11 protein-coding genes are annotated in these 13,835 nt (G+C 40.6%); 4 read left to right on the top strand and 7 right to left on the bottom strand.

Annotated features, from left to right (window positions below; translation table 11 throughout):
- Positions 1-23: 23 nt before the first annotated feature.
- Positions 24-1,214 carry a lactate oxidase gene (locus SC428_RS20335; RefSeq protein ID WP_318709993.1) on the bottom strand — a complete coding sequence of 397 codons (1,191 nt, stop codon included), beginning with the start codon at positions 1,212-1,214 and terminating at the stop codon, positions 24-26.
- Positions 1,215-1,692: 478 nt separating this feature from the next.
- Here SC428_RS20335 and SC428_RS20340 point away from each other — a divergent pair, with 478 nt between their 5' ends.
- A complete protein-coding gene (locus SC428_RS20340) occupies positions 1,693-2,568 on the top strand; it encodes a pirin family protein (protein ID WP_283126582.1) in 876 nt (291 codons plus the stop codon).
- A 25-nt stretch (positions 2,569-2,593) separates the two neighbouring features.
- Here SC428_RS20340 and SC428_RS20345 read toward each other — a convergent pair whose 3' ends face one another.
- The 5 genes from SC428_RS20345 to sodA all read right to left on the bottom strand — a co-directional run bounded on the left by SC428_RS20345 (position 2,594) and on the right by sodA (position 8,333).
- Complete coding sequence (locus SC428_RS20345) at positions 2,594-3,514, bottom strand: LysR substrate-binding domain-containing protein (RefSeq protein WP_070927497.1); 921 nt, start codon at positions 3,512-3,514, stop codon at positions 2,594-2,596.
- 16 nt (positions 3,515-3,530) lie between these two features.
- Entirely contained in the window at positions 3,531-4,211 is a 681-nt protein-coding gene (gene yiiM, locus SC428_RS20350; protein ID WP_140182497.1) for a 6-hydroxyaminopurine reductase, read from the bottom strand.
- A 61-nt stretch (positions 4,212-4,272) separates the two neighbouring features.
- A complete protein-coding gene (locus SC428_RS20355) occupies positions 4,273-5,691 on the bottom strand; it encodes a J domain-containing protein (protein ID WP_318709997.1) in 1,419 nt (472 codons plus the stop codon).
- Positions 5,691-7,388, bottom strand: coding sequence for a molecular chaperone HscC (locus SC428_RS20360; protein WP_318709999.1), 1,698 nt, complete (start codon positions 7,386-7,388; stop codon positions 5,691-5,693). Before SC428_RS20360 ends, SC428_RS20355 begins: the two co-directional genes overlap by 1 nt.
- Positions 7,389-7,706: 318 nt before the next feature.
- Positions 7,707-8,333 carry a superoxide dismutase [Mn] gene (gene sodA / locus SC428_RS20365; protein WP_070927488.1) on the bottom strand — a complete coding sequence of 209 codons (627 nt, stop codon included), beginning with the start codon at positions 8,331-8,333 and terminating at the stop codon, positions 7,707-7,709.
- A 529-nt stretch (positions 8,334-8,862) separates the two neighbouring features.
- On the opposite strand from sodA, the gene acs reads away from it, so the two are divergent.
- The 3 genes from acs to actP all read left to right on the top strand — a co-directional run bounded on the left by acs (position 8,863) and on the right by actP (position 12,842).
- Entirely contained in the window at positions 8,863-10,818 is a 1,956-nt protein-coding gene (acs, locus tag SC428_RS20370) for an acetate--CoA ligase (protein WP_318710002.1), read from the top strand.
- Positions 10,819-10,884: 66 nt separating this feature from the next.
- Positions 10,885-11,196 carry a DUF485 domain-containing protein gene (locus SC428_RS20375; protein WP_070927484.1) on the top strand — a complete coding sequence of 104 codons (312 nt, stop codon included), beginning with the start codon at positions 10,885-10,887 and terminating at the stop codon, positions 11,194-11,196.
- Positions 11,193-12,842 carry a cation/acetate symporter ActP gene (gene actP / locus SC428_RS20380; RefSeq protein ID WP_070927482.1) on the top strand — a complete coding sequence of 550 codons (1,650 nt, stop codon included), beginning with the start codon at positions 11,193-11,195 and terminating at the stop codon, positions 12,840-12,842. Before SC428_RS20375 ends, actP begins: the two co-directional genes overlap by 4 nt.
- A 75-nt stretch (positions 12,843-12,917) precedes the next feature.
- Here actP and SC428_RS20385 read toward each other — a convergent pair whose 3' ends face one another.
- Positions 12,918-13,346 (bottom strand): hypothetical protein, encoded by a 429-nt coding sequence (locus SC428_RS20385; RefSeq protein WP_180355076.1) that lies wholly within the window; start codon positions 13,344-13,346, stop codon positions 12,918-12,920.
- Positions 13,347-13,835: the final 489 nt, after the last annotated feature.

The following is a 13,835-nucleotide window of genomic DNA, read 5'->3' on the forward strand; positions in this document are numbered from 1 at the left end:
AACTAAACGTTGTTGGCGACCTTTTACTGTAGAAAACGAGTTTCCAGTTCAGTCTGAGTATAAAGCACTGTTCGCTGTATCTGTTCAATATCCTTTACGCCACCTAATTGCATATTAATCCTAAGCTCTTTATTCAGATGCTCTATCACTGAATTGACCCCCTCTGCACCACCTAAATGCAAACCATATAAAATCGGCCTTCCTACTGCAACGATATCCGCCCCACTAGCGAGCGCTTTGAATACATGTGAACCACGGCGCACCCCACTATCGAATATAATTGGTACCCGTTTATTAACCATTTTTGCAATTGCAGGTAGCATATCAAATGAAGCTGGACCGCTATCTAACTGACGACCACCATGGTTTGAAACCCAAATAGCATCAGCGCCAGCCTTAATAGCATGATGCGCATCAACAGGCGATTGGATCCCTTTAACAATCACAGGCAATCCTGAAAGCTGTTTAACATATTGAATATCAGAAAAAACTAATGCTTGTTTAGCTTCGACTAAAACTTCACTTGGCGTCAGTTGCTGTTTACCCCGCTGATATTTTTCAAATGCTTCTACGTTGGCAAATTTCCCAGGATAGTTAAAATTATTACGCACATCATCTTCACGATAACCTGCAACCGTCGAATCCACCGTCAAAATGATCGCTTTAGCCCCATTTTGTTTTGCATAATTCAGTATAAACTCATTAAATTCAGTATTTTTATTGAGATAAAACTGGAAAAAAAACGGATTTTCCCCTGCAACCTTAGCCACTTCTTCAATCGTTTTATTGCTATAAGTACTTAATGAGAAAATAGAGCCTGCCTTCGCCATACCTTTGGCGCTAGCAAGTTCACCATCTTGATGAGCTAACCCTTGAGCGGCCATAGGAGACTGAATAATAGGTGTTTTTAAAGGGATCCCGAACAATTGTGTTGATAAGTCAATATCCGAAGTTTTAATATTTTGCATGACTCGAGGCAAAATAAATTTTTGATTAAAGCTACGCCTATTGTTTTCCAAAACCAGTTCATCTTCAGCGCCACCACGAATATATCCAGAAGCACCTTTATCCATATTTTTTGATGCTTCGCTAGCCAACTCATACAAGTTAATAATATTTAATGGTTTTTCTTGTGTACTAGCTTGAGTCTTTTCCCCATAAGCATTGCCAACGAAAAACAGTGAAGCTAATAAAGAGGCAACTAATTTTTTCATTCAATTCTCCTGTAATTTATAGAAATAATATAAATACACTCAAAACAATTCGAGTTGCAGGTAGGCGACAAGTGAAGGTAGATGAGAAACATAGATAAACACTTTGATTCAGCTAACATTTATACCTTAATGAAAAGCTCTGCGACTTGAAGTATGACGAGTATAGGCCGCTTATCAAAAACCTAAGCGACCTAGCGACACATTCTATAAACTAACGTTGAGAACTTAATTACTCATTATTGATCAATAACCTTTTACACCTTGGTAGAAACATTAAATATCATATTATGATTTACAATAACTAATTACCCTCTTTCTGAGTAGTCACAATTTTGATAAACACAATTCTAAAAATAGAATAATTAGCGATGCTTTCATTGTTCCAAAAATGAAACAATGAAGCCTATTTTTGCCACTACTCCTTCCCTAAACACTGCTTTATGATCTGCTCATCAAAACAGATTTTAGGAGCACAACCATGAAAAAAATCATTGGTATCTATAATGCACCGCGAGGCCACTGGGTCGGTGATGGCTTTCCTGTCCGTTCATTGTTTAGCTATAGCAATCACGGAAAATATCTGAATCCATTTTTATTACTCGACCGCGCTGGCCCGACTGATTTCCCACCATCAAATACAGGAAATAGAGGGGTAGGAGAACACCCACACCGTGGTTTTGAAACAGTCACTATTGTTTATAGTGGTGAAGTTGCTCACCATGATTCAACTGGCGAAGGTGGAGTCATCGGACCGGGTGATGTCCAGTGGATGACTGCGGCATCGGGTATTTTGCATCAGGAATACCACTCAGATAATTTTATGAAAACGGGCGGTACACTAGATATGGTGCAGTTGTGGGTCAACCTACCTGCAAAAGACAAATCAGCCGCTCCAGGGTATCAATTGCTAGAAAGTCACCAAATACCCAATATTGCTTTGCCAAATGAAGCGGGAACATTACGAGTTATCGCAGGTGACTATCTTGGCAATGCCGGCTCAGCTCGTACATTTACCCCTATTGATGTGTGGGATCTACAACTCAATAAAGGGAAAAATGTTGGTATTCAAACCAAAGCAGGCCGTTATATAGGCTTAGTGATCTTACGCGGATCAGTAATTGTCGATGGTCGAGCGAATATAAACGAAAGTGAATTAATCATTCTAGATGATAGCGACACCAATATCATCCTAGAAGCCACTGAAGATGCATTGGTGCTGTTCTTAAGTGGTGATCCGATCAATGAACCTGTTGTCGGTTACGGACCTTTTGTCATGAATAGTGAGCAAGATATCAAAGACGCTATTGATGATTTTAATAACGGAAAATTTGGTCGTATTACACAAGATCATTAAACATAATCGTTCCCTGATAATACATTTATCGGGGAACTGATTTTTTTGCTGCCGCAGGTATATTTTCAGCTAAATACATCAATAATAATTTCACGGCTGGCAACATCCCCTTCCTTGAAGGATATACCGCATGAATGATACCTTCAGGAAAATGCCACTCAGGTAGCACTTCGATCAGTTCACCCGTTTTTAATTCCTTTTCAACCACTTCAAGTGGTAACCGCGCAATACCAAGACCACTCAATGTCGCCTTATGTAGCGTCAAGATATCTGTTGTCGCTAATCTAGGGGTGAAATGCTGTGTGAAACTCGATTCATCGTTATGTTTCAAGGTCAAGGTATAACGCTGTGAATGCTCAGAATTGGCCAACATAGGGTAATCCACCAGCTGTTCTGGTGTTTGTAATGGAGGGCTTTCTTTAAACAACAATGGGCTAGCAACCAATAAGCGTTGTGAATAACCTAACACCTTCATCATTAGCCCAGAATCATCTAATGGCCGTGGGCGAACTCGAAGCGCTAAATCTAACCCCTCACTGATGACATCCACAGGACGATTAACCGCTAAAATCTGAATATTGATTTCAGGACACTTAACCATAAAATCGATGAGCAGATCTTGCATATACACCTGTAATAACGCGATAGGACAAGATAGTTTAATGGTTCCTTTAGGTTGAGTTTGTACAGAACAAATCAACTCTTCAGCTAACTCCGCTTCCTCAACCACGTTTTTACATTGCTGATAAAAGGTTTGACCGATTTCAGTCACATGAAACTGGCGAGTTGAGCGGTAAATTAAAGAAACATTGAGTTTTTGCTCAAGATCAGCAATGCGACGACTCAGCTTAGATTTCGGGATCCCCAAAGCAAGACCCGCTTGTGAAAACCCGCCATGTTCAACAACTTTAACGTAATAGTAGAGGTCATTTAAATCATATCGCATTACTTACCTCTTTATATCAACCCCGTTTGCCAAACAACCGATGGCTGAACTCTTCAATTCGCCGATGTTCTAATCTGTTCTGCATAGTTAGGCTCCAGCTAGCAGACAGCCCTGCTGTTGCTAATAGGCGCTGATATAACTCTTCATCAAATGGTGCATGAAAAGCGATCATAATAGCTTCTTGTACTGACACATCACTATTGCGACTTAAAAGCTTTATGGGTGTTGTAGCGCTCACAGAGCCCGTTTTTACCACACGATATAGCCAACCACAGCGCCCATTTTCTTGCATCCTCTGTGCGAAATTTTCAATACCTGTGAGACCATTAAGCTTATAGCAAGGGGAACGAGGCTGGGTAACTTGAATACGCGCATCGCCCCATGCATAAATATCACCAATGAAAACATTCTGTTCGGTCATACCTTGTGTGGAAATGTTCTCACCAAAAGCAGGAGGAACAAATAGCGCTTCAAGTTCAGGGTAAGCATTTACCCAAAATTGATAATGCTCTGCTGGGTAATGACATAATGCGCGATCTGGACCACCATGAAAACGTTTTTCAGCTTGTTCATCACCCTCAAGCCCTAACTGCCCTAATGATAACAACCCATCAACTTGACGCTTATGAATCGCACTATTTCCACACGCACGTGTAGATTGAACTTGGCCGATATAGACTTGTGGATGAATTAACATTGATATCACACCTTAATAATGGCTTTAAATTCAGTAAATTAATATTTATGACTGGAGATTATCATAAACCTAATTGGTGCTCTAACGTAAAAAACTTCAGTAGCTCATAAGCCACTCGATAGTAAACCAAATAGATCACCACCAACCAAGTCAATGAAAACCATGAAAATTTAAGCCACTCTAAAATAATCCAAGGGCTCGCAAATATTCTATACAGCGCCATACCGGGCATGCGCAATAAAGGTTTATTTCTCGGCCACGCATACCATGCTAAGCCAATAAAGATAAAAAAGACCATTGCTCTAGCACCTTGCGCAGGTCCCACATCTAACGCAACAAAGAAAGTTGATAACGATAAAAACAGGCCAATAATTAAATTCAGCATCACTAACAGGGTCACAAAGAATTCAATTATCAAAAACCATTTAAATAGTTTTGGTTTTGAATGTAGCCAAAACATTATTATGTCGCTAATAAATAAATAAAAAACAATGATAACGGCAGCAATAATTGCAACCGTGGGGCTAACCTCTGGTCGGGCAGCCACCATATTCAGCAGTAACCCCCAAAATACACACAAAAAAATACCACGCCAATTAAACGCTATCCTAGGTTGCTGTACAAAGGACTGCACCGCTGGATTGAATTTATCTTTCAGTTCTGGATATTCATAGGTTAATTGTTCAACTTGCTGTGATATTTGAGGAATGAGTCCAGGGATCAAGCGAACTTTGAAAGAGACTTTTTCTTGCTCACTTACCAATAAACGCATTGATGCAGCAACCAGATAATCGCCTTGTACCGCTTCGATTTGACATTGTTTCCAAGCACGAGCGACCTCAGTTTGGCGTAGTTGCTCATTAATTGCATTTTGTACATAGAACGGAATGGTGTGTGTTGAGCTATATTCATTCAACCGCCAGCCCAAAAATGTTGAAACATGTTCGACAATGGCTTCAGTAAGGCCTTCTTGCTGTGATAATACCCACGAAAACTCTTCATGAAACTGCTGATGAATGAGTAAGCTGCCCCGTTCGGCTACCTCAGCCCATAGTAAGGCAAGTTCGTTCATGCCAAACTTTTCATCTTTAATTAACAGGCCAGCAATACGCTCAAGTTGCTCCGAGTTATAAGGGATCTCAACAACGGGTAATGCATCTATTTCAACAGGAGTCTCAAACACATTGATATTAGAAAGAGGGTAGGTCATCGCCAGTTCAGATTGATAAGGTGGATTTGAAACCTCTTCTTCCACTGTTGATGAATCAATGGAAATTAAAGATTGGTCATCATCGTCCTCACTGTCATGAAAGTCAGCGTACAGCGCATATTGTTTTGCTTCTTCAAAAGCTTCACGTAGTTGCTGATATTCCTCTGGGTGACTATCGGGCCGATATTTTTTTACTTGCCGTGCATAGGCACGACGAATTTCCTTTTCATCCACCGTTGGGGCGATGTCTAGTATTTCCCACATACTCATTAATGTGAGTCTCCTTCATAACGACCTAAAAATTGCTCGACCTGCTCGCGAATTGCAGCGATACGGCGCTGATCTTGGCTATCTAAAGCTCTTTCAAACTCCGTTGTCACTTGGTCTATCCAATAACGATCTTCACCCAGTAAAAACTCATATAAACGAGCACAACGTGCTAATAACACCCTGTTTTCTTGCCTATCTCTTGGGTGTTGTTTTAGATCTGCTATTTTCAGTAAACTTTGTGCAATTTGTTCTTCGCTCATCTGCCCCGGTACTTTTTCTATTACCAGACGAAACACTTCAGGGTTGCCTTGATAACGACATTCAATTTCTAACAATCCATCAACGGTATAAGTGAATCGGACATCAATATCTACCTCTCCCGCAGGTTTTGCAGGAATATCAATATCCATTTCACCAAGAAACACGTTGTCTTGTACGCGCCGTGCTTCCCCTTGATAAATCTTTAATAGAATATGTGTTTGGTTATCTTCAACTGTGCTAACAGTTTGCATCTTACTAACAGGTAGAAAAGTATTTCGCTCGATCAGCGGTAAAAAATAACCTGACTCATAATGCACTGCATTTTTTTTAGAGGTTTCGATTCCCAACGAAAACGGCATCACATCCGTTAAAATAACATCATCAAGCGCAGCATCAGCCATGACCATTCCTGCTTGCACACCCGCACCCAATGCAACGGCTTCATCTGGATTCAGATCATGCCGCGGGAAACGACCAAAAAGGCGAGCGACCGTTTGGCGAATTAAAGGCATCCGTGTAGCACCACCCACTAATAAGATGTCATCAAGGTCATTGAGAGTGAATCGAGAATCATGCAATGCTTGCACAATCGGCTGCTGCAATCGGGTTAATAAAGGTTGGCAGCAAGTACTGAACTCTTGCTCGTTCATCGTCCATTGCCACTCTTTATCCTGCCAAGACCAAGCCTCCGTTGCTTCATTCCCTTGGCTTAAAGCGATTTTTAATAATTCTGCTTTTTCCAGCAGCGGTGCCCTAACTTCAGCTTGAGAGGCTTTTAATTGAGGTTGTTGATTCAACATCCATTGATAGATAGCTTCACTGAAATCATCTCCGCCTAAACGCACATCACCGCTACTCGCACAAACCTCAATGACCCCTTCAAACATATCGATAATAGAAACATCAAAAGTTCCCCCACCAAGGTCAAACGTCAAATATTTGTGCTCTTTATTTTCCAATAAACCAAAAGCCAGCGATGCTGCCGTCGGCTCATTAAGCAATCTCAATACGTTCAACCCAGCAAGCTGCCCCGCTGTTTTCACTGCTCGGCGTTGTACATCATTAAAATAGGCAGGAACTGTGATCACTGCATCTTTTACGGGATAACCTAGCCAAGCTTCTACATCATCTTTTAATTGCCTCAAAAGTAAGGCTGAAAGCTCCTCAGCGCGAAAAGTAAGATGGCCTAATGGTAAGGTCGCATTAGTTCCCATAAAGCGCTTAAAACTGGCTTGAGTCAATTGTGGATGGCTTTGCAGACGTGCACGAGCTGAATGACCCACTAAAATCTGCTCGTCATCATCAAGGCCTATCACAGAAGGTGTCAGCACATCTCCTTGTTTATTTGGAATTAAAACAGAGCGTCCTTCAATCCACAAACTCACCGCGCTATTACTGGTACCAAGATCGATTCCCATCACCATACTAGATGCCATTTTATCTTCCTTATTTCCCTTATTGCCGACAATTTCAACTTCAGAGCAAATGAAGCCCGTGCATACATTTATAGATTAACAATATTAATAAACTTGATTATAAATAAAACAAAAAAGTTTGGAACGAGACAAAACTGAGATTGATTCAGCAAAGGAAAGCGATAGAGGCAATAGATAGGCAGCAAGTGAAGAGAGGCGGAGAACATTAGATAAACACTGTAACTTAGTGGCTACGATACCAACCTACAATTTGAAATATAAATAAAAAAGGCGCAGCCAATAAAGACCACGCCCACGAGTTTTTGTTAATTTAATAACTTACTTGGTTTTATCTGCAAAACGTTTCGCAGCTTCGTCCCAGTTTACTACTGACCAGAACGCTTTAATGTAATCAGGGCGGCGGTTTTGATATTTCAAGTAATAAGCGTGTTCCCATACATCTAGGCCAATGATTGGATAGCCTGATGCACCAGAGATAGCTTCACCCATCAGAGGGCTATCTTGGTTAGCAGTTGAAACAACAGCAAGTTTACCGTCATCTTTCAGAACCAGCCAAGCCCAGCCAGAACCGAAACGAGAAGCAGCCGCTTTTTCAAACAGGTCTTTAAACGCATCAACGCTACCGAAGTCACGCTCAATCGCTGCTTTTAGAGATCCATTCAACTCTGTACCTAGCTTCAAACCTTTCCAGAAAAAGCTGTGGTTTGAGTGGCCGCCAGCATTGTTACGCACAAAAGTACGTTGGTCAGCAGGGATTTTATCTAGCTGCTGAATAAGCACATCGATGTCTAGATTTGCTAATTCAGGTAATTTTTCTAATGCAGTATTCGTATTGTTTACATAAGTTTGATGATGCTTGGTGTGATGAATTTCCATGGTTTGCTTATCAAAATGAGGTTCCAGCGCATCATAAGCATAAGGTAAAGCAGGTAATGTATAGCTCATTGTATTGTCTCCAGTGACTTATTAATTTACACCGTTTACTCAAAAGGTACGGCACATCGGGTATATATGCTCTAAATAATTCGAGGTGCAGATAGTCGAGAAGTATAGATAAACACGGTGACTCAGCGAACGTAGCCTAGTCACTTATACCCCAACGAAAACCCTGCAACTTGAAGTATCACGAGCATACTTCACACCTTGTGAAAATAACTTTTATTATAGTGATTTTACTGTTAATGAAAATCATTATCAAACCCATGGTGTTTATGTGGTCTTTCTCATTAACTAGCATTGGCTATTTATTTAGCAACTAATACCAACATTAGCACCCTTTGATTTTCTTTAATATTACCTTTAATAACATAATTAGATAATTATTCCATTTAGACATTTCGCATCAAATGATAATCCTGTTAAATCCATTACAATTAATACGTGATCTTCCGCGCAAAAGAAAAACAAATTTATATTTCCTGCTTTAGTTAACCATTTTTTGACATAGTATTAACATCTGCAAGGAGATAAAAATATGACTCAAATAACTAAGCATCCCGTTCCTGCTGAAATTGCAGAAAATGCCCTGATAAACGAGCAACAGTACAACACAGAGTATCAACTCTCTATTCAAAACCCTGAGCAATTCTGGGGTGAGAAAGGGAAAATAGTTGATTGGATCAAACCCTATACTCGAGTAAAAAACACCTCCTTCGACCCAGGCCATATCAGTATTCGCTGGTTTGAAGACGGAACTCTTAACTTAAGCGCTAACTGTTTAGATCGCCATCTGGCAGAAAAAGGTGATCAAACCGCCATCATTTGGGAGGGCGATGACCCTTCTCAATCTAAACATGTCACTTATCGTGAGCTACATCATGATGTTAGCCAATTCGCCAATGTGCTGAAACAGCAAGGTATTCGTAAAGGCGATGTGGTTGCCATTTACATGCCTATGGTCGTTGAATCCGCAGTTGCCATGTTAGCTTGCGCACGCATTGGTGCCATTCATACCGTGATCTTTGCTGGCTTTTCACCCGAAGCAGTATCTGGACGTGTTATCGACTGTAAAGCTAAGCTAATTATTACTTCCGATGAAGGTTTACGTGCTGGCCGTGCTATTCCACTGAAGAAAAATGTTGATGATGCATTAACCAATTCTAATGTTACTACCGTCAAAAACGTCATTGTTTACCGTCGTACAGGGAATGTACCGAGTTGGGTAGAAGGCCGTGACCTATGGTGGCATGATTTGGTTCAAGGGGTTAGCGCAGACTGTCCTCCTGAAGAAATGAATGCAGAGGATCCATTATTTATTCTCTATACTTCAGGCTCAACAGGTAAGCCAAAAGGTGTATTGCATACCACTGGCGGTTATTTGGTCTACGCCACGCTAACTTTCAAATATACTTTTGATTATCATCCAGGCGAAGTCTACTGGTGTACCGCTGATGTCGGTTGGGTAACAGGCCATAGCTATCTACTCTATGGTCCATTATCGAATGGCGCTCAAACATTAATGTTTGAGGGTGTACCTAACTACCCAGCAGTTAATCGTATGAGCCAAGTGGTTGATAAGCATAAAGTTAATATTCTTTATACCGCTCCAACTGCCATCCGTGCATTAATGGCTGAAGGCGATAAAGCAATCGAAGGTACCGACCGTAGTTCACTGAGGATCCTCGGTTCTGTTGGTGAACCAATAAACCCTGAAGCTTGGGAATGGTTCTATAAGAAGATCGGGAACAGCCGTTGCCCTGTTGTTGATACATGGTGGCAAACAGAAACGGGTGGCTTTATGATCACACCACTTTCTGGCGCTACGATGCTGAAACCAGGTTCTGCAACATTACCGTTCTTTGGCGTTCGTCCTGCTTTGGTTGATAACCTTGGTGAGCCTCTAGAAGGTGCTACCGAAGGTAACCTTGTGATTGTTGATTCATGGCCAGGTCAAGCTCGCACCTTATATGGTGATCATGAGCGTTTTGAACAAACCTATTTTTCAACCTTCAAAGGGATGTATTTTAGTGGTGATGGTGCCCGTCGCGATGAAGACGGCTATTATTGGATCACTGGGCGTGTCGATGATGTATTAAATATTTCAGGTCACCGTCTAGGAACGGCTGAAATAGAATCAGCTTTAGTTGCCCATCCAAAAATAGCGGAAGCAGCCGTTGTAGGTATTCCACACAGTATTAAAGGGCAAGCGATTTATGCTTATGTCACTTTAATCTCAGGGGAAGAACCATCACCTGAGTTGTATACCGATGTCCGCAATTGGGTACGTAAAGAAATCGGCCCAATCGCAACCCCAGATGTTCTACATTGGACGGATTCTCTTCCGAAAACCCGCTCTGGTAAGATCATGCGCCGTATCCTACGAAAAATTGCATCAGGTGATACTAGTAACTTAGGAGATACCTCTACGCTAGCAGATCCAGGTGTTGTCGAAAAACTACTCGAAGAAAAACAATCAATGAGTATGTCATAACGCCAAAAGGCCGTCTCTATTGAGCGGCCTTACATAAAGTATAACGTATAACAGAGGAGAACTCTGATGAATGCTACTGCTTATCAACAGGTAGAGAATAACCCTCGCTTTAAAGAATTGGTAAGGAAACGTGGTCGATTTTCATGGTTGTTGTCAGCTATCACATTAATACTGTATGTCGGTTTTATTTTTCTTATTGCCTTTGCTCCTAGCTGGCTAGGAACACCAATCTCTGAAGGTTCTTATATCACCCGTGGCATTCCTGTCGGTGTGGGCCTCATCGTTATCTCCTTTGTATTAACCGGTATCTATGTTATTCGTGCAAATGGTGAATATGATCGCTTAACCGCTGAAATACTAAAAGAGGTGCAAAAATGATAAAAATCTTACCCCTTATCCTACTTTTTGCCTCTTCAGCAGCATTCTCTGATGCACTGACGGGCGATGTTGAGCGACAGCCGGTCAATATTCAAGCCATTATTATGTTCTTGTTATTCGTCGGATTTACACTTTATATTACTTACTGGGCTTCAAAAAGAACTCGCTCCCGTTCAGATTACTATACTGCTGGCGGTAAAATTACCGGTTTTCAAAATGGAATGGCAATTGCCGGCGATTTTATGTCTGCTGCATCATTCTTAGGTATTTCAGCTCTAGTTTATACATCAGGCTATGATGGGCTGATTTACTCCATCGGCTTTCTAATCGGCTGGCCAATTATTCTATTTCTTATTGCAGAACGTCTGCGTAACCTCGGTCGCTATACATTCGCTGATGTAGCCTCATATCGATTAAAACAGAGGCCAATAAGGATCTTATCCGCTGTAGGTTCACTGGTTGTTGTCGCCCTCTATCTAATAGCGCAAATGGTTGGTGCAGGTAAACTGATCGAATTGCTTTTCGGCTTGAATTACCATATCGCTGTCGTGATCGTTGGGATCCTCATGGTGTTGTACGTCCTATTTGGTGGGATGTTAGCGACAACATGGGTACAGATAATCAAAGCAATCCTCTTATTAGCCGGTGCAACATTTATGGCTGTCATGGTCATGAAACATGTTGGCTTTAATTTCAATACACTATTTAAAGAAGCGGTAGAAGTTCATAAAAACGGCATCGCGATTATGAGTCCAGGAGGCTTAGTTTCTGATCCGATATCTGCGCTTTCACTTGGCTTAGCATTGATGTTTGGTACCGCAGGGCTACCTCATATTATCATGCGCTTTTTCACCGTTAGTGATGCGAAAGAAGCACGTAAAAGCGTATTCTATGCAACAGGTTTCATTGGCTACTTCTATATTCTCACTTTCATCATCGGTTTCGGTGCGATAGTTCTTGTTAGTGCAAACCCAGACTTTAAAGATGCAGCCGGTAAGCTTATTGGTGGAACCAATATGGCGGCAGTACACCTTGCAGATGCAGTCGGTGGAAATTTCTTCCTTGGATTTATCTCTGCGGTTGCATTTGCCACTATACTCGCCGTTGTGGCTGGTTTAACATTAGCCGGTGCCTCGGCTGTATCCCATGATCTTTATGCAATGGCGATTAAAGATGGTAAAGCTAACGAAAAAGAAGAATTACGCGTATCTAAAATAACCGTCGTTATATTAGGATTCGTTGCCATCGGATTAGGGATCTTATTTGAAAACCAAAATATCGCCTTCATGGTTGGCTTAGCCTTCTCTATCGCGGCAAGCTGTAACTTCCCTATCATACTGCTATCCATGTATTGGAAAAAACTGACCACTCGTGGCGCCTTAGCTGGCGGATGGCTAGGCTTAATTACTGCGGTTGTGCTTATGATTTTAGGTCCAACCATTTGGGTCAGCATCTTACATCATGAAAAACCGATTTATCCTTATGAGTATCCGGCATTCTTTTCAATGATTGTCGCATTTGTAGCTTCGTGGCTATTCTCTGTAACGGATAACTCAGAGCGCGGCAAAATGGAAAGAGAGCGTTTTAGAGAACAGTTTGTTCGCTCTCAAATTGGTTTGGGGATTGAACAAGGCAAAACACATTAACCTTTACTACCTCTAGAAAGAAACATAAAAAAGCGGCTCTTAATTGAGCCGCTTTTTTAATCCTATAAAACTGAGTTATTTTGCATAGGTCAGTTTTTCGGTACTTATCCACTCATTTACCAACTCAAAAAAATGAGTTGGTTCATTTCTTGTTTCTGCTTTAAAACGCTCAAATTCAGCTTTATTATTAGGTACATACATTGATAACAATGAATTTAATGATGTTTCTTTATCCGCAAATTTTTGGCTAATCTTAAACACCTTATAAAGAATAACGGTTAATATAAGGCTAACCACCGCGATACTAGCCATAGCAGCAAAACTGTAATCTATTTGTAGAAACTGGCGTACTTCATTAAGCAATAAAAAGGGCGTAAAAAACATCACTAATAGAGATAATATTATTGCCCCATCTTGTCCATTATTGAATTCAAGCTCCTTTTGCTTACTAACAGCAACAATATCCCTAAATACTTGGCTATTAACAGATTTTATATTTTTCATCTTATTCACCTTGATAAATAAGTGCATTACCGTGTGCAAAAACATTCATAACATCTGATTAAGTTACTTCTTACTAGTATATATTTAACTTTTTGCAACATCAATTTAACATTTATTATCTATTTTAATGAGAAAGTATCTTAAGAAAGGCAGGTAAATAGAAAACATAAAACAACAAAATCAGTGATCATAAAATCATTTTTTATAGCTTATATATTGATATCAATAGCCAAATTATAAAAGCTGTCTAACTAAAAAAGACACCATTTAACATTTAAACAAATTAATTTATGAAAAACTAATTGTTAAAGTTATAAAGCTTACTTATCGATATCATATTTATGAAAAATATTATTTCTTTTCAAACGCAAAAAAGCCACCCAATGGGTGGCTTCTTCACTAATTTAATGTCTGGCAGTTCCCTACTCTCACATGGGGAGACCCCACACTACCATCGGCGCTACGGCGTTTCACTGCTGAGTTCGGCAT

Origin of the sequence: Providencia sp. 2023EL-00965 (assembly GCF_033550225.1) — a bacterium.
Classification (GTDB): Bacteria; Pseudomonadota; Gammaproteobacteria; order Enterobacterales; family Enterobacteriaceae; genus Providencia; species Providencia manganoxydans.

Coding starts and splice junctions, on each gene's coding strand:
- SC428_RS20340 (WP_283126582.1), top strand. CDS start 1,693: ATGAAAAAAATCATTGGTATCTATAATGCACCGCGAGGCCACTGGGTC.
- yiiM (WP_140182497.1), bottom strand. CDS start 4,211: ATGTTAATTCATCCACAAGTCTATATCGGCCAAGTTCAATCTACACGT.
- SC428_RS20375 (WP_070927484.1), top strand. CDS start 10,885: ATGAATGCTACTGCTTATCAACAGGTAGAGAATAACCCTCGCTTTAAA.
- actP (WP_070927482.1), top strand. CDS start 11,193: ATGATAAAAATCTTACCCCTTATCCTACTTTTTGCCTCTTCAGCAGCA.
- sodA (WP_070927488.1), bottom strand. CDS start 8,333: ATGAGCTATACATTACCTGCTTTACCTTATGCTTATGATGCGCTGGAA.
- acs (WP_318710002.1), top strand. CDS start 8,863: ATGACTCAAATAACTAAGCATCCCGTTCCTGCTGAAATTGCAGAAAAT.
- SC428_RS20385 (WP_180355076.1), bottom strand. CDS start 13,346: ATGAAAAATATAAAATCTGTTAATAGCCAAGTATTTAGGGATATTGTT.
- SC428_RS20360 (WP_318709999.1), bottom strand. CDS start 7,388: ATGGCATCTAGTATGGTGATGGGAATCGATCTTGGTACCAGTAATAGC.
- SC428_RS20335 (WP_318709993.1), bottom strand. CDS start 1,214: ATGAAAAAATTAGTTGCCTCTTTATTAGCTTCACTGTTTTTCGTTGGC.
- SC428_RS20355 (WP_318709997.1), bottom strand. CDS start 5,691: ATGAGTATGTGGGAAATACTAGACATCGCCCCAACGGTGGATGAAAAG.
- SC428_RS20345 (WP_070927497.1), bottom strand. CDS start 3,514: ATGCGATATGATTTAAATGACCTCTACTATTACGTTAAAGTTGTTGAA.